The sequence below is a fragment of the Priestia sp. D51 genome (assembly GCF_053345675.1).
Map to the genome: position 1 here is coordinate 212121 of NZ_JBLTIR010000006.1, position 17450 is coordinate 229570.

Below are 17450 nucleotides of genomic sequence, written 5' to 3' on the forward strand. Positions count from 1 at the left end.
CTTTTTTATTCATGTAACGCAGGAATTTGTATCCCTTTTTCTTTTGCAGTTTGAATGGCCTTATCATAGCCGGCGTCTACATGACGAACAACACCCATGCCAGGGTCTGTTGTTAAAACACGTTTTAGACGTTTGGCGGCATCTTCTGTCCCGTCTGCTACTACAACCATTCCAGCGTGCAGAGAATACCCCATACCTACTCCTCCTCCGTGGTGAACGGATACCCAGCTTGCGCCTGCTGCCGTATTGACTAATGCATTTAAAATAGGCCAGTCTGCTACTGCATCACTGCCATCTTTCATTGCTTCAGTTTCACGATTGGGCGAAGCCACAGAACCGGCATCTAGATGATCTCTGCCAATAACGATAGGCGCTGACAGCTCTCCGTTTGCTACCATGTCATTAATAATTTTTCCAAAGCGCGCTCTTTCTCCGTAGCCTAGCCAGCAGATACGCGCCGGCAACCCTTGAAACTCAATTTTTTCTCTCGCCATTTTAATCCAGTTGCAAAGATGCGTATTATCCGAAAACTCACGTAAAATGACTTCATCTGTTTTATAAATATCTTCTGGGTTTCCTGACAAAGCGACCCACCTGAACGGTCCTTTTCCTTCACAGAACTGCGGACGGATGTACGCTGGGACAAATCCCGGGAAATCAAATGCATTCGCGACACCTTCATCGAGCGCCACTTGGCGAATATTATTGCCATAGTCAAAAGCAACCGCGCCTTTTCTTTGCATCTCTAACATGGCTTGAACGTGAATAGCCATACTTGCTTTTGATTGTTTTATATATTCATTTGGATTTGTATTCCGCAATTTTTCTCCTTCTGCTAAGCTGACTCCAATCGGCAAATATCCGTTAAGCGGATCATGTGCCGATGTTTGATCTGTCACAATATCTGGGATAAATCCTCGCTTTATCATTTCAGGAAGAATCTCGGCTGCATTTCCAACTAATCCAATGGACAGCGCTTTGCCCAATCTTTTTGCATCTTCAGCTAACTTGATTGCATCAGCTACACTTTCGACTACCGTATCGCAATACTTTGTTTCGATACGTTTTTCAATACGCGTGCGATCAACATCAATTCCAATGACAACGCCGCCTGCCATCGTAACGGCTAGTGGTTGGGCACCTCCCATTCCTCCTAATCCAGCTGTTAACGTAATGGTTCCTTTCAAAGTTCCGTTAAAATGCTGGTTGGCACACTCAGCAAATGTTTCATACGTTCCTTGAACAATGCCTTGGCTTCCGATATAAATCCAGCTTCCTGCAGTCATTTGCCCGTACATCATTAACCCTTTTTTATCGAGCTCATGGAACGTCTCCCAATTCGCAAAAGCAGGAACAAGATTTGAATTTGCTAATAAAACACGCGGAGCATCACTGTGCGTTTTAAAAACCGCAACCGGCTTGCCGGACTGTATGAGAAGCGTTTCATCTTCTTCTAATTCTTTTAACGTATCTACAATACGATCGAACGCCTCCCAGTTACGGGCTGCTTTTCCGATCCCTCCGTATACGACTAACTTTTCCGGATGCTCTGCTACTTCGGAATCTAAATTGTTTAGAAGCATGCGAAGAGCGGCTTCTTGTACCCAGCCTTTTGTCGTTAGTTCTGTTCCACGAGGTGCTTTTATTCCACTTTGTTTTGTCTCCATTTCGTTTTCCTCCTTTATAAAAATGAAAAACTGTTAAACTAACTTTTTATTACAGTGCTAGTTCATAATTCGTATCTTGCACAAAAGTTTTGAAATCAGCTGCTAACGCCTCAATATCACGTGAGAAAATTCGATCTTTCATAATGGTTGGTACGGTTTTTCTAATTCTTGAATAAATTTTTCTTGTTTCTGAAGCAAGTTTATCCACTCCTTGAATATCGGCTGCTTGAGCCGCACAAATTGCTTCGATTGATAGAACTCTTCTTGTATTTTGGATAATTTGATAAGCATGACGTGCAGCAGTCGTTCCCATGCTGACATGGTCTTCTTGATTCGCTGAAGATGGGATAGAATCAACACTTGATGGATGCGCTAATACTTTATTTTCGGAAACTAATGAAGCCGCAGCGTATTGAGTAATCATGAGCCCGGACTCCAGACCTGGATCTGCACTTAAAAATGCGGGCAGCCCGCTAAGCTGAGGGTTTACTATTCGTTCAATGCGCCGTTCAGAAATATTCCCAAGCTCCGCCATTGCAATTCCTAGAAAATCCATAGCAAACGCAATGGGCTGCCCGTGAAAATTCCCTCCAGAAATTACTTTGCCGCTGTCAGCAAAGATGAGCGGGTTATCAGTTGCTGAATTAATCTCAATTAACAGCTTTTCTTTTACATAATTTAAAACTTGATAAATAGCACCATGAACTTGAGGAATGCAGCGCAGTGAATAAGCATCTTGCACTCTTATTTGACCTTGAGAAGTAGTTAATTGACTGCCTTCTAAGTACGAAAGAATTCGGGCAGCTACCTGCTGTTGTTCCGGGTAAGGTCTTACTGCATGTGACTCAGGCATGAATGCTTCTACAATACCTTGCAGACCTTCTAATGTCAGTGCTGCAATTCCGTCAGCAAGATCAGCGAGCTTTTGAGCTTCAAGGTACGAAACTACTCCTACAGCCGTCATTGCCTGAGTGCCGTTGATCAAAGCTAGCCCTTCTTTTGCCTGTAATTGTATAGGTTCAAGCCCTGCTAGCTTTAAAGCATCTTCTCCTTGCATTCGCTGACCATTATATACAGCTTCTCCTTCGCCAACTAGCAGCAGCGCTAGATGTGATAACGGGGCTAAGTCACCGCTAGCTCCAAGCGAACCTTGACTCGGGATAACCGGTACTACGTTTTGGTTTAAGCAATCGATAAGAAGCTGCAAGGTTTCCAGTCGTATTCCGGAATACCCTTTAGCTAATGCGTTCGCTCGTAAAAGCAGCATGACTCTGCTTACTTCTAACGAAAATGGCTCTCCTAGTCCGCAGGCATGACTGCGAATCAGGTTAATCTGCAGATCGGCTAAGTCTGTTTTTGAAATAACCGTATCACTAAACTTTCCAAATCCCGTATTCACTCCGTAAATTACGTTGTTGTTCGTAATGCTCTCTTCAACTAACGTTCTGCTTTTTTGTATATGTTCAACTGCGTGATCGCTAATTTTCACAGAGTATCCTTGGTAAATAACTTTGTAAATTTGGTCGAACGTCAGTGAATTTCCATCAATTTGAATAAACATCATACCCGCTCCCTTGTTAAACTGTAGACTGCCTTTTCTTTTTGAACACAAAAAGGGGCTATATCAAAGAGGAAACAAGCTCCTTTTGATATAGCCCCCTATAAACTAACCTACTTACACTATGGGCTTTTATTAATAATCAGTATTTCACTTATACATACAATCGCTAAATGACTAAATCACTATACACTTTAAGCTGTACAACTTAAAGCAACTAGGGTACCTACACTAAGTATTACGCTGAATTAATCATTTGTCAATTATTATTTAAGAAAATTTTAAATAATCTGAAATAAAATCGTTATTTCTTATAGCAGCGATGATTCACGGCTGCACAATTTTATTTTTCAAACGTTATCGGACGTTCATGTCGCTTGGATGCGGACCTTTGCGGCGGTTGCTGTTTAATCCATTAATCTCTGCCATATCATCAGCAGTAAGTTCAAAATCAAACACGTTAAAGTTTTCTTCTATTCTAGACGGTGTAACTGACTTAGGAATGACAATTGTGTTGTTCTGTAAGTGCCAGCGCAATACAACTTGAGCCGGAGTTTTGCTATGTACTTCAGCAATTTTTTGAATAACCTCGTCTTGTAACACTTCTCCTCCTTGATCAAGAGGGCTCCATGCTTCCACGAAAATATTATGTTTGGCGCAAAACTCTTTTAATTCATTTTGAGCAAGATACGGATGGCACTCAATTTGGTTTAAAGCAGGCGTTACGTCACATTCATTTAACAAGCGCTCCAAATGCTCAATTTCAAAGTTGCAGACGCCAATTGCTTTTACTTTGCCATCGTGATAAAGCTTTTCTAATGCTTTATACGTCTCCACATACTCATCATATTGAGGAGTAGGCCAGTGAATCAAATATAAATCCACATAATCAAGTCCTAATCGTTCTAGGCTTTCATCAAACGCACGTAGTGCATTTTCATAGCCTTGGTCGCTGTTCCAAACTTTTGTTGTAATAAACAGCTCTTCCCGAGGAACAGAAGATTCTTTAATCGCTTGACCTACTCCTTCTTCATTTTTATAAATCATAGCTGTGTCGATAGAGGTATATCCAACTTCAATTGCTTTTGACACTGCAGCTGCTGCTTTGTTATCTTCTACTTGCCATACGCCAAATCCAAGCTGAGGCATTTTTAAGCCGTTGTTTAATGTGACAATATTCATTTTACATGTCTCCTTTTTTGTTAAAAAGTTCAAAGTTTTAATGATGGTGCCAGCCGATCAGCATAGCAACCTGGCCCATTATAATGCCGACTGGGATTCCTACAATCATGGCTCCAAATCGAAATTTAAAAGACCATGCCCGCGGTACAAGGGAAAACAAATAAATCATACTCATCGTTGCCATACATGTACTGCTAAAGAAACTGACGATAGTGTGTAAATTTGGCATTCCTTCTCCTCATTTCACTAGAACATTTGCGCCTTTTCAATTTCATCATTTATCTTTTGTTCTAATGCCTATGTTTTCGCAGCCGACATAGTTACATTCGTCAAAGGGTTCCGTAATCCTGCTTCAATCAGCTAAAAATACTTTACCTACGTAACTTTTTTAATTAAAACGAATATGTGCTTTTAACTGATAAGTTGTGTATAATTTCCGTATATACAAAATAATAAGAATTTTTTATTTCAAAGAGAAACTGTACATCCTCTGTAAGGCAATCATACATATTTGCGAGATTCAATGAAAGGAATGGATATAAAAAATGGCGATTGAAAAAGTAAAAGCATATTTTAAACAATATGACATGGAGAATCGAATTATTGAAATGGATGAGTCCAGTGCTACTGTAGAACTGGCAGCGCAAGCTTTAAAATGCGAGCCGCAACGAATAGCAAAAAGTCTTTCTTTTAACACAGAAGGAACCGTTTTATTGATTGTGGCAGCGGGAGATGCAAAAATTGACAACCGAAAATATAAAGAAGAGTTCGGAACCAAAGCAAAAATGCTTGGAGCAAGTGAAGTAGAAACGCTGATTGGTCATGCCGTAGGCGGAGTATGCCCATTTGCCGTTAATGAAGGTGTTCACGTGTATCTAGATGAATCTCTGAAACGTTTTGTTACCGTTTTCCCTGCCTGTGGAAGTGGAAATAGTGCAATTGAATTAACAATACCCGAACTAGAAGAATTTTCGAAATGCTTAAAATGGGTTGATGTGTGCAAAGGATGGAATGAATAACTTAGGTAAATTAAGGTACAGATATACATAAAATAAATCAATCAGTACACCAACAAGCTGAAACAATTTTTTGTTTCAGCTTGTTGGTGTATCTAAACGAATTTATGAAACAGCTTAACCCAACCTAGGTAAGAAACCCCTAAGAGAAATACAAAAAGAAATAGTAAAGGAATGTTCCTAGGGATAAAAAGCCAGCCGTCTAACGTATTCCACAGAAATTCACTTTTATTTGCTTTTCTCACCATTTTCACCTCAAGCAGATTTACTATTTTTTCTTCAAAAATTCTTTTACACAGTTATATACAGTATCTTCAACTTATGACCTTTTTTCAAGAAAAACGTGCACGAAAAATGGACTGAATGTGAATCTTTTTAATTTATACCCGTTATGTACGCACTCATCGCCTTATTTTCATCTGTAAAAAAGAAGAAGCCTACATGTTTAGATGCAGGCTTCTTCTCGTTGATTCAGTCTTTCCTTTGTTTGCCTAGTCAGGCCCTTTCGTTACGTATATCGGTTCATAACCAAAGTGCCTTGTGTCAGATACGAATATCTGCTTTCAATTTGCGGTAATACATTTGCTGAAGTCGCTGTTAAGCCTTTCAAAACTAATCAGTCCCTTCAAACGCTAAGTATTTAACCTTCCACAACAACCATTTGCATGATAGCTGCTGTACTATATGTGTACCCCGTATTTATATAGTAAAACCTAAAAAAACAAATTTTTAGACTTTATAGCAAAGAAAATTTAGATCCTATAAGCGAAAAAAGCGCGCCAGCTATCAGTGCCTCTTCTACTCATTCTCACGCAAGTAAAGAAAAGCATCCGCAGTGAAATTGATCAAATTTATTTAATGTATCATTTGATCAATTTGTTGAAATGCATCTTCAAGTGAAGTATATCCATTTGTTTCTCCTTCGTTACCTTGAAGAGTCCATTCTTGCTTTTCTACTGCTAGTTTCCCGTCTTTATCTTTTATATAAGGTTTGTTAACCATAAACACCTGATCATTCTTTTTTACTGTATAGCCAAGATAATAATGATTTCCTTCTCCTTCTTCTTCATATACAGAAACGCCTTGAAGGTTATATTTGTTTAAAATGTCATCCATATGATGAGTCAGTTCACTTACAATCGCTTCTCTTCCTACATATTCCACATTTCATACCCCTTTTCATTTTGATTTATACTTAGCATTCCCTTGAGCATATTCAATTACACTATCTTTCAAACGTTGTATAAACAAAGCGACTCAATATGAAATTCATTCATTACACAATAATAAAAAAAGCTACCTCACTATTGATACAATGAAAAAACATTGCTAAGTGAAGTAGCTTTTTTGTTACCGAGATCTATAGAGAAACTTGATTATAGTTCAGTTAAAATAATCGGTTCACCGTTTGTTACAACAATCGTATGTTCACATTGTGCTACAAGACTATTATCAGGTGTAACAAACGTCCAGCCGTCGTCTCCGCGTTCAATGATATGATCAGCTTTCATAGAGATAAACGGTTCTACAGCAATAACAAGACCTTTTTTCAAAAGTGCTTTATCCATTGGATCATAATAGTTTAAAATGTGGTTAGGAGCGTCATGCAAGCTGCGGCCAACACCATGACCCGTTAAATTTTCAATAACCGCGTATCCGTTTTGGTGTGCAAAGTTAGAAACAGCACGACCAATTTGGTTTTGTTTTGAACCAGCTTTTACTTTTTTCATAGCCGCCCAAAATGCATCTACTGCAGCTTGACACAGCTTTTCTTTTTCTTCATCTTTCCCGATAACAAATGAAATGCCTGTATCTGAATAATAGCCATCAAGTACGGCAGATACATCCACATTTACTAAATCGCCATCTTTTAATACGCGATCTCCCGGAATACCGTGAGCCACTTCTTCGTTGACACTAATGCACGTTACACCTGGGAAATCATATTCTTTTTCAGGTGCAGAAATAGCACCGTGTTCATCCAATATTTTTTTACCGATCATATCAAGTTCTTTTGTTGTCATACCTGCTTTTGCTTGGCTTTTCATCTCTTCGCGCGCAAGTGCAACGATGCGTCCAATTTTGCGTAAACTTTCTAAATCTTGTTCGTTACCAATAATCATAAAAAAACACTTTCCTTCCTCGAAATATATATCCTATCCGATTTTATCATATTTTTATGAGGATTTTTCAAAAGACCTTTTAAGAACTAAAATGTATGATTAATTAGATTAGTAAGATATTTATTATATGCTAAATTTTTGTTTCTTAACCAATTAAATGCTCAAAAAAGAGGTTGAGACATACCTAAATCAAATGAATCTAAAGACAGACAAATTGGATACATGAGCTGAACCGCTTGTTACACCGCTGTTGATTTCCGTGCAAGAATTCGCTTTCCGCGGGCGGCTTATGAGCCTCCTCGTCGCTTGCACTCCTCGCCCTCCAATCAACAGCTAGAAACACCTGCATACCTGAAACCTGCGTTCACCACAACAACAAAAAAATCCGAACGATTAATAAATTTTATTAATCGTTCGGATTTACCTTTAACTAAAATACTTTTATTTGGCTTGTTTCTACATGATAGGCTTTACACCTTCATCAACAAACTTATTTCCAGGTTTTTTAAGATCCAAATGGTCTCTTAATGTGTTTCCTTCATAGTCTAATCGAAACAAACCTCTCTCTTGTAAGATTGGTACAACAAGATTTACAAAATCATCTAAGCCAGATGGAAGCAAAGGAAACTGCAGCATAAATCCGTCCGCTGCTTTTTCCTGAAACCATCTTTCCATTTCGTCCGCAATTTGAATGGGGGTTCCTACAAAGTTATCTTTCCTTGCAGCACCGAAAAATCGCGTATAAAGATCTCCTACGGTAAGTTTTTCCCTTGCTATAATTCTTAGCATCTCATCAAACTGACTTTGGATGCCATTCACGGATGGAAACTCTATCTCTGAGGCAGGAGTGTTTAGGGCATACTTCGTAAAATCAACGTTCCCCATATACCCAGAAACGAACTTTAATCCTTCATACGGATTCACTAGCTTTTGTAAATCGCTGTATTTTTGAACCGCTTCTTCTTCTGTTTCTCCTATAATAGGGGAAATGCCGTGAAGAATATGTAAATCCGCTTCTGTTCTATTGTATTCAGAAAGCCTTGATTTAAGGGATTTATAAAAACTTTTGGCTTCTTCTATATTATCTCTGTGAGCAAATACCACTTCTGCCGTTCTTGCCGCTAAGCGCTGTCCCGGCTCTGAAGAACCGGCCTGAACGATAACTGGCTGTCCTTGAGCGGAACGAGCGATATTTAACGGCCCTTTTACAGAAAAATACTTCCCTTTATAGTTAAGCTCATGTACCTTATTAGCATCAAAAAACGCTCCGTTTTTTTTATCATATAAAAAGGCCTCATCTTCCCACGAATCCCATAACCCTTGAACAACATCAATGAATTCTTCTGCCCGTTCGTATCCGTGATCATGTTCCCAATGAGTATCACGGTTAAAGTTTAACGCCGTTTCACCTGTTGCATCTGCTGTAGTCACAACGTTCCACCCGGCCCTTCCTCCACTTACATGATCGACAGAGGCAAACTGGCGTGCTAGTGTATAAGGTTCATTGTAAGTAGTTGAAGATGTGGCAACAACGCCAATTTTCTCAGTAGCTGCTGCCATTGCTGTAATGATGACAACAGGTTCAAATCGATTTAAAATCTGAGGATGTGACTCTGCATTTACTGCTAAACTGTCGGCAATAAACGCAATATCAAATTTCCCTCTTTCGGCGGTTTGTGCAAGTTTTTGATAAACAGAAACGTCGATACTTGCGTTAGGCTTTGAATCAGGATGACGCCATGAAGCTACATGCATACCTGTGCCAATCAAATAAGCGGCAAGTTTCATTTTTCGTTCCTTGGCCATTTTCCCACCCCTATTTAGTCCTTATTTTGTTTCATACGTGTCTTTATACGTATTCAATTCTTTCAAACTAATAAACGTCGGAATATAATTTCCTTTGTATGTTTTTTTAATAAAGGCAGCCGTACTTTTGGATTGATACACTTTTACTAGCTTCTTTAAATACGCTTTATCCTGATCTTTTTTTCTTGCAGCGATGACATTAATATAGGGCTTCGCTGTTTTGTTTTCATGAATGAGTGCATCTTTTAAGCTTAGACCTGCTTCTACAGCTACACCGTTGTTAATAATGGAAGCCGCCGTATCTTGCATAACGCGGGGGGTGCTTGCAGAATCAACGGGAACAATCTTTAAATTTTTAGGATTGCTTTTAATTTTATCCTCTCCTCCGTTACCATCAAAGCTTTCGACCACTGTAATCAAATCTGCTTCTTGCAGCAAAATTAGTGCTCTTCCCCAGTTGGAAGGGTCATTTGGAACAGCAATTTGAGCACCATTTGGAATGTCTTTTAATGATTTATATTTTTCAGAATAAAGACCTAGAGGCGCAATGATCGTCGTTCCAATTGGCACAATATCGGTTCCGTTCTTTTGATTAAACAAATCTAAATAAGCAACGTGCTGAAACGCATTTACATCTATTTCTCTTTCGACTAAGGCTTGATTAGGATCATAAGCTGAAGAAAAATTTACAAGTTCTATATCCAGCCCTTGTTTTTTTGCTTTCTCTTTTATAAATTCCCACGTCCTAAGTTCAGAGCTTCGAATGCCTACTTTAATTTTAGCTTCTTTACTATTGGCACTGGATGAGGAATTAGAACATCCTGTTATGGCGAGGATGAACAACAGCAGAAGCAGGAATATCGGTTTTTTCATTTATAACTCTCCTTTTAAAAAACTTGCTTCTAATACGTTCTTACACTCTTCTAATCTTGCGTTCTATAACGTTTCCTAAAGATTGAATACCTTGAACAATAATAATAAGAAGCACAACGGTGACTACAATGGTAATCGTGCTGAAGCGCTGATAGCCGTAAGTAATAGCTAAATCGCCAAGTCCGCCGCCTCCGATAGCACCGGCCATTGCCGTTGCTCCAATTAACCCAATTGTGACAGTTGTTAAGCTTAAAATAAGAGAGGGAAAGGCCTCTGGAATTAAAAAACGGAATACAATTTGAGCTTTAGAAGCACCCATCGCTTGCGCTGCTTCAATAATACCTTCATTTACTTCAAGCAAAGAATTTTCAACGAGTCTAGCCATATAAGGTCCAATATGTAAAACTAGCGGAACAATAGCTGCCGTTGTACCAATAGTCGTTCCGACGACGAACCTTGTAAATGGGATAATCGCTACAAGTAAAATAATGAACGGAATCGAACGAAAAATATTTACAATAGGATTTAAAATTGAAAAAACAACTCGATTTTCAAGGATATGCCCCTTGCGTGTTACAACGAGTAAAATCCCTAAAGGAATGCCAATTAAGGCCCCGAAAAGCAAGGAAGCACTAACCATGTACAGTGTTTCCCACAAAGCCGCTAATATCAACTCTTGGCTTACTTCTAACATTTGCAACCACCTCTTCCATTTTTATATTTTGCTGCAGTGCATATAGTTCAGCTCTGTCTATTTCTTCTTGTGTGCCAATTAATTCAATAATTAAATGCCCAAATGGAATGCCCTGTAACTCCGTAATGTTTCCAAGTAAAATGTTCACCTGTACATTAAAGCGCTTTGATAAGGTGGAAATCACAGATTGACCGGAATTGCTGCCGAGAAAATTAATCTTAAAAATCTTCTGATTTGAATTTGTAGTTTGTACTAATTCATACATGTTTTGCGGAATGTCATCTCGAACAACGGACTGAACAAAATTTTTAGCAATTTCAGTACGTGGATTTGAAAAAATATCAAATACATTTCCTGTTTCAATAATTTTCCCGTCCTTCATCACAGCGACACGATTACAGATTTGCTTAATGACTTCCATTTCGTGTGTGATTATTACAATCGTAATTTGATATTCTTCATTAACTTTTTTCAGCAATTTCAAAATAGATTCTGTTGTATGCGGATCTAATGCGGAAGTTGCTTCATCACATAATAAAATAGAAGGGTTTGTGGCTAATGCACGTGCAATGCCCACTCTCTGTTTTTGACCTCCTGACAGATGATCGGGATATGCACCTGCTTTGTCTTCTAAACCTACAAAATGAAGCAGCTCTTCTACACGTATCTTTATGTCTTTTTTTGGTTTTCCACTTAATATAAGGGGCATTGCTATATTTTCAAACACTGTTTTTGAATTTAATAGATTAAAGTGTTGAAAGATCATGCCGATTCTTTTTTTATTTTTTCTTAGCTCTACTTCAGATAACGTTGCTAAGTTTTCTCCATCTACTATGACTTCACCTGACGTCGGGTACTCCAGCAGGTTAATCGTTCGAAGCAGTGTGCTCTTCCCCGCCCCGCTTAATCCAATTACTCCAAATATGTCTCCTTTTTGTATCGTTAAGTCAATGTCTTTTAGAGCTTCAACTTTCTTTGAGCCACTCTCGAATATTTTTGAAACACATTGAAACTTTATCAAAAGAAACCCTCCTTTTCTTTCAAACTGTTATTCCTATTTCTTTTTTACTCCTATACTAGAAAGCTGGAACGACTGCGCCATCATATTTGTCATTAATAAACTTTTTAACCTTATCTGTAGTAAGTGCTTTTGCTAAACGTTGAATATTTTTATCATCTTTTTTCTCTTTCGTAGTCACTAAAATATTCACATAAGGAGACTCTTTCTTTTCAATAATTAACGCATCTTCAGTTGGTTTGAACCCGCCTTCAAGAGCGTAATTTGTATTGATAGCTGAAGCTTCTACATCATCAAGAGAGCGTACAAGAAGCGGGCCGTCTACTGCAACAAAGTCTAGCTTCTTTTTATTCTTCGAAATATCTTCAACCGTATAAGAGCTACCACTAGGTTTCTTGTTTAATTCAATGATTCCATTAGCCTCGAAAAGCTCTAGTGCACGTGAAAAGTTCACCGGATCGTTAGGAACAGCAACCTTTGCTCCTTTGGATAAATCGTCAATTGATTTTATTTTTTTTGAATACACTCCAAAAGGTTCAATATGAACGTTTTTCACGCTGACAAGATTTAATCCACTGTCTTTATTCGTTTGCTCTAAGTATGGCGTATGCTGAAAATAGTTGGCATCTAATTCTCCATTTGCTGTTTGTTCATTTGTCTGTATGCCGTCTTTAATATTTACAATGTCCAACTTTATACCTTCTTTTTTTAAATCAGGTTCCACATACTTTAAAATTTCGGCATGCGGCGTGGAAGCTGCTCCCACTTTAAGAACTATATCTTCTTTCTTGTCACTATTTTGACCAGATGCTTTTTCTTTATTTCCACACCCTCCCACAACAGTAATCACTGCTAATAATGCAAAAAGCCATACAAATTTCTTCATTTCTCTCTCTACCTCCACTATTTGTGATGCATTAAACATATAGCGTTAATCTGCTGCCACTAAAAAAGACAAAAACTCTCAGGTAACCCCCGTCATTTTTGTCTCCATTCGTCTGGTCGACTGTTCTATTTAAACTATATGTTTAACAAACATTTTCAAATCCGATAATTCCAATAAGAATTTTAAATCTTTTGAAAAATATACCAAACATCTTTTTGACTGTCAATTTAGTATTTTTAAACCGTGAGATTACATATTTCATGCTTGCTCGCTATACTTAGGTGCTTTAATCAAGCATTAGATAAAAAATCTAGACAAAGTGTTTCTACAGCCCTTCTGGTCAACCAGAGGCTCTTCAAGCGTATCAATAACGTTGGAAGAGCCTCTTTTGTTTTATAGACAAGCAATAAAATTTTAAGATGAAATGAGGAAAATCCGTTAGAACCATTCAGCAATCAACAGAAATAGTACTGAACACTTGTCGGTCATTAACCCGTTAATTATAGAAGAACTAAAAATGTGTTTCATTTAAATAAAAAGCTCACGCACCTATAATGCGTGAGCTTCTTATTTTTATAGTCAGCTGTCTTTTTTTAACTTCCTTGCTGAATAATTCCCCAAGGATTGTATCAACTGAACAATAATAATCAAAATTAAAATGGTTGTATACATAACAGTCGGCTCAAAACGTAAGTGTCCGTATTGAAAAGCTATGTCTCCAAGCCCTCCTGCTCCAACAAGCCCTGCCATCGCCGTCGCTCCAATAAGACCAATAGTAGCTATTGTCAGCCCAAGAATAATACCTGAACGTGCTTCTCTAACAACAACATACCAAATAATTTTTGGTGTTGAGATTCCCATTGATTGATAAGCTTCTATAATACCTTTATCTACTTCAAGTAATGCAGATTCCATTAACCTAGCTATATAAGGGGCTGTATACACAACTAAAGGGACAATAACACCTTGTACGCCAATTGTAGTACCAGCAACTAGTTTAGTGAATGGAAGGATGAAAAATAATAAAATGATAAAAGGAATGGATCTAATAATATTAATAATCCAGTTGCACGTTCGATATACCCACACATTTTCAGCTTGACCACCTGGTCTTGTCATTACTAAAAAGATTCCCATTGGTAAACCAATGATGATGGCAATAATTAACGAGATAATGGTCATCGTAGCAGTTTGCAATAAACCTTCCCAGATTACACTTCCCCACTCATTAAAGAAAGCAGCCATTTAGTTTACCTCCTCTACAATTACGCCTTGATTTGTTAAGTATGTAATCGCTTGTTCATATTCTTCCTTTTCACCGCGTAAATGAACGAGTAACTTACCCAGAGTGTGGTTTTTTAGCTGTTCAATTCCCCCTGCTAATATGCTTGGCAATACATTAAATTTCCGAGAAACTAAAGCTAAAGCTGGTTCTTCTGAAAGCTCATTTCCAACAAAGTGCAAAGAAACCAGCTTACCGGTACTGCGATAAGACGCCATTATTTCAGACGGAATAGTGAAGGTATTTTCAGATTCTACAAAGCGTTTTGTTGTCGGATGCTTAGGGTTAGTAAAAAGGGAAACGACTGTACCTTCTTCTACGACGTGTCCATTTTCCATAACGGCAATTCGGTCACAAATGCGTTGTACCACATTTAACTCATGCGTGATTAAAAAGATTGTTAATCCAAGCTCTTTATTAATCTTTAACAGTAAGCTCAAAATGGCTTCGGTCGTTTCGGGATCAAGTGCACTAGTTGCTTCATCACTTAATAAAATCTCAGGTTCATGCGCTAGCGCACGAGCAATAGCAACACGCTGCTTCTGCCCGCCGGAAAGCTGTGAAGGATAATGATTTTGTTTATCTAAAAGTCCTACGATTGATAAATATTTTTCTACGCGCTCCTGAATTAATTTTTTGTTTACGCCTTCTAGCTTTAATGGAATCGCTATGTTGTCGTAAACTGTTGCCGTTTTTAATAAATTGTAGCCTTGAAAAATCATGCCGATTTTTCTTCTCGTTTTCTGCAGCTCTTGCTTACTTAGCTTTGATAGATTTTTTCCATCAATGATGACCTCTCCAGAAGTTGGTTTTTCCAATAAATTGATGCAGCGGATTAATGTGCTCTTTCCAGCTCCACTATAGCCAATAACACCGAATACTTCACCTTTATTAATCGTTAACGAAACATCTTTAACAGCTTCTACTGCTTTTCCGTTCACTTTATAGGTTTTAGAAGTTTTCTTCAGTTCAATCATTCTAGCCCCTCCTTAAAATGCCGGTACAACAGAACCTTTAAATTCTTTTTCTATGTATGTACGAATTGTATCTGAATGATAATATTTTTCCAATTTATCAATAATTTCATCTTGTTTATTCTCTGTACGGACAACAAAATAGTTTGGATATGGATTATTTTTTATTTTTTCATGATAGATTGCATCATTATTAATCGATAAGCCCGCTCCCATTGCGAAGTTTGTATTAATGGCTGCTGCAGCTACTTCATCCAACTGAGACGGAAGTTGAGACGCCTCTAACTCTACGATTTGAAGATCAAGCTTATTTTCAGAAACATCTTTTTTAGTAGCCGTTGTTTTCACACCATCTTTTAACTTAATAACTCCTGCAGATTCAAATAGTTTTAGCGCGCGGTATTCATTGCTTGGGTCGTTTGGTACTGCAATTTTATCTCCTTTTTTGAGCTCACTAACATTTTTAATACTATTTGCATAAATACCCATCGGGAAGGCTACTGTTTTGAACACATCTGTAATCTTATAATTTTTATCTTCCACTTGCTGCTTTAGAAAAGGTAGAGTTTGATAGTTATTGCTATCTAAATCATGTTGATCTAATGCTGTATTAGGAGTGTTATAGTCGTTAAAGACTTTTACCGTAATATCAATGCCATCTTTCTTGGCTAATTTTTTCACCTGCTCTGTGATTTGCTGGTGAGGTCCACCCGTTACACCAATTGTAATTTTTTTCGAATCTAATGCTTGTGCTTCTGATTTGCCGCAGGCTGCTGATACCAACAGGGATGCTGCTACTAAGGTAAGGCCAATTGCTTTTGTTACTTTTTTCATGTTTTTATTCTCTCCTTTATTTTCTCCATAAAAAAACGCCTCCCTCAAAGATTAAGAGAAGCGATAGTTTACGATCGGTTCTCTTATCTTCCAATGTACATACCATGCACATTGCTGGATTTAGCACCAAAACAATACATGTATTGTTAGGTTGCCGGGCTTCAAAGGGCCAGTCCCTCCACCGCTCTTGATAAGAGTTGTTTTTATAAAGTTTTATTTACATTAATTTAACTTTATTATCCGAAAATTGTCAATGTTTATTTTTAATATAATTTTTAGTATAGGAATAACAAAAGATTCGTATAATAAAAACTCAATTAAAAGATGATTTGTATAACTTATGATTTCTCTTTTCTTATTCTTATATAGTGAATAGCCTTCTATTACTTAAGCGAGAAGGTTTTTCTTTGTATTTATGATATTGACAAAAATAGGAATACACCGATATAATTCACATTAATTCTATCGGTAATATATATTTTATGAAAGTTGTAAGGAGTTTTACTTATTTTTTACTGTTAGAATATACTTCCTCTACCGTGGTAGTAAGTATATGTTCACCGCCTACTGGATCACCAATGGCACCGAAAAAGCTTTTTAGCAGCTTTTTCGGTGCTTTTTTATTATTCGTCAAACAGAAATTAGTATGGGGAGGAATAAAACGATGAAAAAATTATGCTTTACTTTAACTTTGGCAATTGGACTGATTATGGCTTTAGGAGGATGCTCTCAAAGCTCTAGCTCAGAAAATAGCGATAAAAAAGTAATCAAAGTTGCTTTGAGTGATGAAGTAAATCCGCCTTTTCTATTTACGAACGACCAGAATGAACCTATTGGATATGATATGGATTATTTAAAGCAGCTTGAAAAAAAGCTTCCAGAGTACAAATTTGAATACACCCTTGGAGAAGAAGAAACAAATTTGGTAGGTGTTTCGACAGGAAAATATGATTTCGCCATCAACTGGTTCTTTAAAAACCCTGAACGTGAAGAAAAGTTTCTTTATCCTGCACATGAATATGGTTATTCTTTAACAGCTTTAGTCACACAAAAATCACGAAACGATATCAAAACACTTGACGATATGGTAGGTCAAAAGTTTCCACCTGTATCGGCTACGGGTGGATTGCGCGCTATTTTAAATGCTTATAACAAAGAACATGCCACTAAGCCTTTAACATTAGAAAGCATTGATAACCCTTCTACGGCAGAAAACTTAAAGTTAGTGGATAAAGGTAAAGCGGATGCTATTTTTTTAAACGTAACAACATTTAACGAAGTACAAAAACAGCTCAAATTAAATTTAAAAGTAGGAGGCATTGTATCAAAAGAGCCAACTTGGTTAGTCTTTGATAAAAATAATCAAAAACTTGCTGATGAAATTGATAAAGCGACAGTCAAATTAAAAAATGACGGGACGCTAGAAAACTTGGCTGAAAAATGGTTTAAAGTAAATTTCTTTAAAGACTTAAAGTATATTAATCAACAAAACTTCAATTTTCAAGATTAAATGAGTATAAGAATTCCTCATTAAGGC

At 37.5% G+C, this 17450-nt stretch carries 17 protein-coding genes and 1 riboswitch; of the genes, 2 read left to right on the plus strand and 15 right to left on the minus strand.

Going from position 1 to position 17450, the window contains the following annotated elements:
* Nucleotides 1–5: 5 nt before the first annotated feature.
* From hutU to ACNHOZ_RS22720, 4 genes are all read right to left on the minus strand, one after another.
* Nucleotides 6–1667: a urocanate hydratase gene (hutU, locus tag ACNHOZ_RS22705; RefSeq protein WP_048018576.1), complete on the minus strand. Its 1662-nt coding sequence runs from the start codon at nt 1665–1667 to the stop codon at nt 6–8.
* Between the two features lie 49 nt (nt 1668–1716).
* Nucleotides 1717–3228 carry a histidine ammonia-lyase gene (hutH, locus tag ACNHOZ_RS22710; RefSeq protein WP_028413924.1) on the minus strand — a complete coding sequence of 504 codons (1512 nt, stop codon included), beginning with the start codon at nt 3226–3228 and terminating at the stop codon, nt 1717–1719.
* A 354-nt stretch (nt 3229–3582) separates the two neighbouring features.
* Nucleotides 3583–4407, minus strand: coding sequence for an aldo/keto reductase (locus ACNHOZ_RS22715; RefSeq protein ID WP_048018575.1), 825 nt, complete (start codon nt 4405–4407; stop codon nt 3583–3585).
* Nucleotides 4408–4444: 37 nt separating this feature from the next.
* Nucleotides 4445–4636 carry a hypothetical protein gene (locus ACNHOZ_RS22720; RefSeq protein WP_033578521.1) on the minus strand — a complete coding sequence of 64 codons (192 nt, stop codon included), beginning with the start codon at nt 4634–4636 and terminating at the stop codon, nt 4445–4447.
* A 316-nt stretch (nt 4637–4952) separates the two neighbouring features.
* On the opposite strand from ACNHOZ_RS22720, the gene ACNHOZ_RS22725 reads away from it, so the two are divergent.
* Nucleotides 4953–5426 (plus strand): YbaK/EbsC family protein, encoded by a 474-nt coding sequence (locus tag ACNHOZ_RS22725; protein ID WP_048018574.1) that lies wholly within the window; start codon nt 4953–4955, stop codon nt 5424–5426.
* A gap of 852 nt (nt 5427–6278) precedes the next feature.
* On the opposite strand, the gene ACNHOZ_RS22730 is transcribed toward ACNHOZ_RS22725, so the two are convergent.
* The 11 genes from ACNHOZ_RS22730 to ACNHOZ_RS22780 all read right to left on the minus strand — a co-directional run bounded on the left by ACNHOZ_RS22730 (nt 6279) and on the right by ACNHOZ_RS22780 (nt 15913).
* A complete protein-coding gene (locus ACNHOZ_RS22730) occupies nt 6279–6587 on the minus strand; it encodes a DUF5634 family protein (protein WP_048018573.1) in 309 nt (102 codons plus the stop codon).
* A 212-nt stretch (nt 6588–6799) separates the two neighbouring features.
* Nucleotides 6800–7546: a type I methionyl aminopeptidase gene (map, locus tag ACNHOZ_RS22735; RefSeq protein WP_045291382.1), complete on the minus strand. Its 747-nt coding sequence runs from the start codon at nt 7544–7546 to the stop codon at nt 6800–6802.
* Nucleotides 7547–7735: 189 nt separating this feature from the next.
* On the minus strand, nt 7736–7876 hold the full coding sequence (locus ACNHOZ_RS22740) for a hypothetical protein (protein ID WP_168760331.1): 141 nt from the start codon (nt 7874–7876) through the stop codon (nt 7736–7738).
* A 126-nt stretch (nt 7877–8002) separates the two neighbouring features.
* Complete coding sequence (locus ACNHOZ_RS22745) at nt 8003–9352, minus strand: LLM class flavin-dependent oxidoreductase (protein ID WP_447697289.1); 1350 nt, start codon at nt 9350–9352, stop codon at nt 8003–8005.
* 21 nt (nt 9353–9373) lie between these two features.
* Nucleotides 9374–10225: a MetQ/NlpA family ABC transporter substrate-binding protein gene (locus tag ACNHOZ_RS22750; RefSeq protein WP_048018571.1), complete on the minus strand. Its 852-nt coding sequence runs from the start codon at nt 10223–10225 to the stop codon at nt 9374–9376.
* A 40-nt stretch (nt 10226–10265) separates the two neighbouring features.
* Nucleotides 10266–10919: a methionine ABC transporter permease gene (locus ACNHOZ_RS22755; RefSeq protein ID WP_048018570.1), complete on the minus strand. Its 654-nt coding sequence runs from the start codon at nt 10917–10919 to the stop codon at nt 10266–10268.
* On the minus strand, nt 10858–11940 hold the full coding sequence (locus tag ACNHOZ_RS22760; RefSeq protein ID WP_048018569.1) for a methionine ABC transporter ATP-binding protein: 1083 nt from the start codon (nt 11938–11940) through the stop codon (nt 10858–10860). Before ACNHOZ_RS22760 ends, ACNHOZ_RS22755 begins: the two co-directional genes overlap by 62 nt.
* A 55-nt stretch (nt 11941–11995) precedes the next feature.
* Nucleotides 11996–12823 (minus strand): MetQ/NlpA family ABC transporter substrate-binding protein, encoded by an 828-nt coding sequence (locus ACNHOZ_RS22765; RefSeq protein ID WP_014460788.1) that lies wholly within the window; start codon nt 12821–12823, stop codon nt 11996–11998.
* Between the two features lie 579 nt (nt 12824–13402).
* Nucleotides 13403–14068: a methionine ABC transporter permease gene (locus ACNHOZ_RS22770; RefSeq protein WP_014460789.1), complete on the minus strand. Its 666-nt coding sequence runs from the start codon at nt 14066–14068 to the stop codon at nt 13403–13405.
* On the minus strand, nt 14069–15082 hold the full coding sequence (locus tag ACNHOZ_RS22775; RefSeq protein ID WP_014460790.1) for a methionine ABC transporter ATP-binding protein: 1014 nt from the start codon (nt 15080–15082) through the stop codon (nt 14069–14071). It lies immediately after the preceding gene.
* A gap of 12 nt (nt 15083–15094) precedes the next feature.
* Entirely contained in the window at nt 15095–15913 is an 819-nt protein-coding gene (locus ACNHOZ_RS22780; RefSeq protein WP_063246929.1) for a MetQ/NlpA family ABC transporter substrate-binding protein, read from the minus strand.
* A gap of 80 nt (nt 15914–15993) precedes the next feature.
* Nucleotides 15994–16110: riboswitch (SAM riboswitch) on the minus strand.
* 467 nt (nt 16111–16577) lie between these two features.
* On the opposite strand from ACNHOZ_RS22780, the gene ACNHOZ_RS22785 reads away from it, so the two are divergent.
* On the plus strand, nt 16578–17423 hold the full coding sequence (locus tag ACNHOZ_RS22785) for a transporter substrate-binding domain-containing protein (protein WP_048018567.1): 846 nt from the start codon (nt 16578–16580) through the stop codon (nt 17421–17423).
* Nucleotides 17424–17450: the final 27 nt, after the last annotated feature.

Coding starts and splice junctions, on each gene's coding strand:
- ACNHOZ_RS22770 (WP_014460789.1), bottom strand. CDS start 14,068: ATGGCTGCTTTCTTTAATGAGTGGGGAAGTGTAATCTGGGAAGGTTTA.
- ACNHOZ_RS22725 (WP_048018574.1), top strand. CDS start 4,953: ATGGCGATTGAAAAAGTAAAAGCATATTTTAAACAATATGACATGGAG.
- ACNHOZ_RS22765 (WP_014460788.1), bottom strand. CDS start 12,823: ATGAAGAAATTTGTATGGCTTTTTGCATTATTAGCAGTGATTACTGTT.
- hutU (WP_048018576.1), bottom strand. CDS start 1,667: ATGGAGACAAAACAAAGTGGAATAAAAGCACCTCGTGGAACAGAACTA.
- ACNHOZ_RS22775 (WP_014460790.1), bottom strand. CDS start 15,082: ATGATTGAACTGAAGAAAACTTCTAAAACCTATAAAGTGAACGGAAAA.
- ACNHOZ_RS22785 (WP_048018567.1), top strand. CDS start 16,578: ATGAAAAAATTATGCTTTACTTTAACTTTGGCAATTGGACTGATTATG.
- ACNHOZ_RS22720 (WP_033578521.1), bottom strand. CDS start 4,636: ATGCCAAATTTACACACTATCGTCAGTTTCTTTAGCAGTACATGTATG.
- hutH (WP_028413924.1), bottom strand. CDS start 3,228: ATGTTTATTCAAATTGATGGAAATTCACTGACGTTCGACCAAATTTAC.
- map (WP_045291382.1), bottom strand. CDS start 7,546: ATGATTATTGGTAACGAACAAGATTTAGAAAGTTTACGCAAAATTGGA.
- ACNHOZ_RS22780 (WP_063246929.1), bottom strand. CDS start 15,913: ATGAAAAAAGTAACAAAAGCAATTGGCCTTACCTTAGTAGCAGCATCC.
- ACNHOZ_RS22750 (WP_048018571.1), bottom strand. CDS start 10,225: ATGAAAAAACCGATATTCCTGCTTCTGCTGTTGTTCATCCTCGCCATA.
- ACNHOZ_RS22715 (WP_048018575.1), bottom strand. CDS start 4,407: ATGAATATTGTCACATTAAACAACGGCTTAAAAATGCCTCAGCTTGGA.
- ACNHOZ_RS22755 (WP_048018570.1), bottom strand. CDS start 10,919: ATGTTAGAAGTAAGCCAAGAGTTGATATTAGCGGCTTTGTGGGAAACA.
- ACNHOZ_RS22745 (WP_447697289.1), bottom strand. CDS start 9,352: ATGGCCAAGGAACGAAAAATGAAACTTGCCGCTTATTTGATTGGCACA.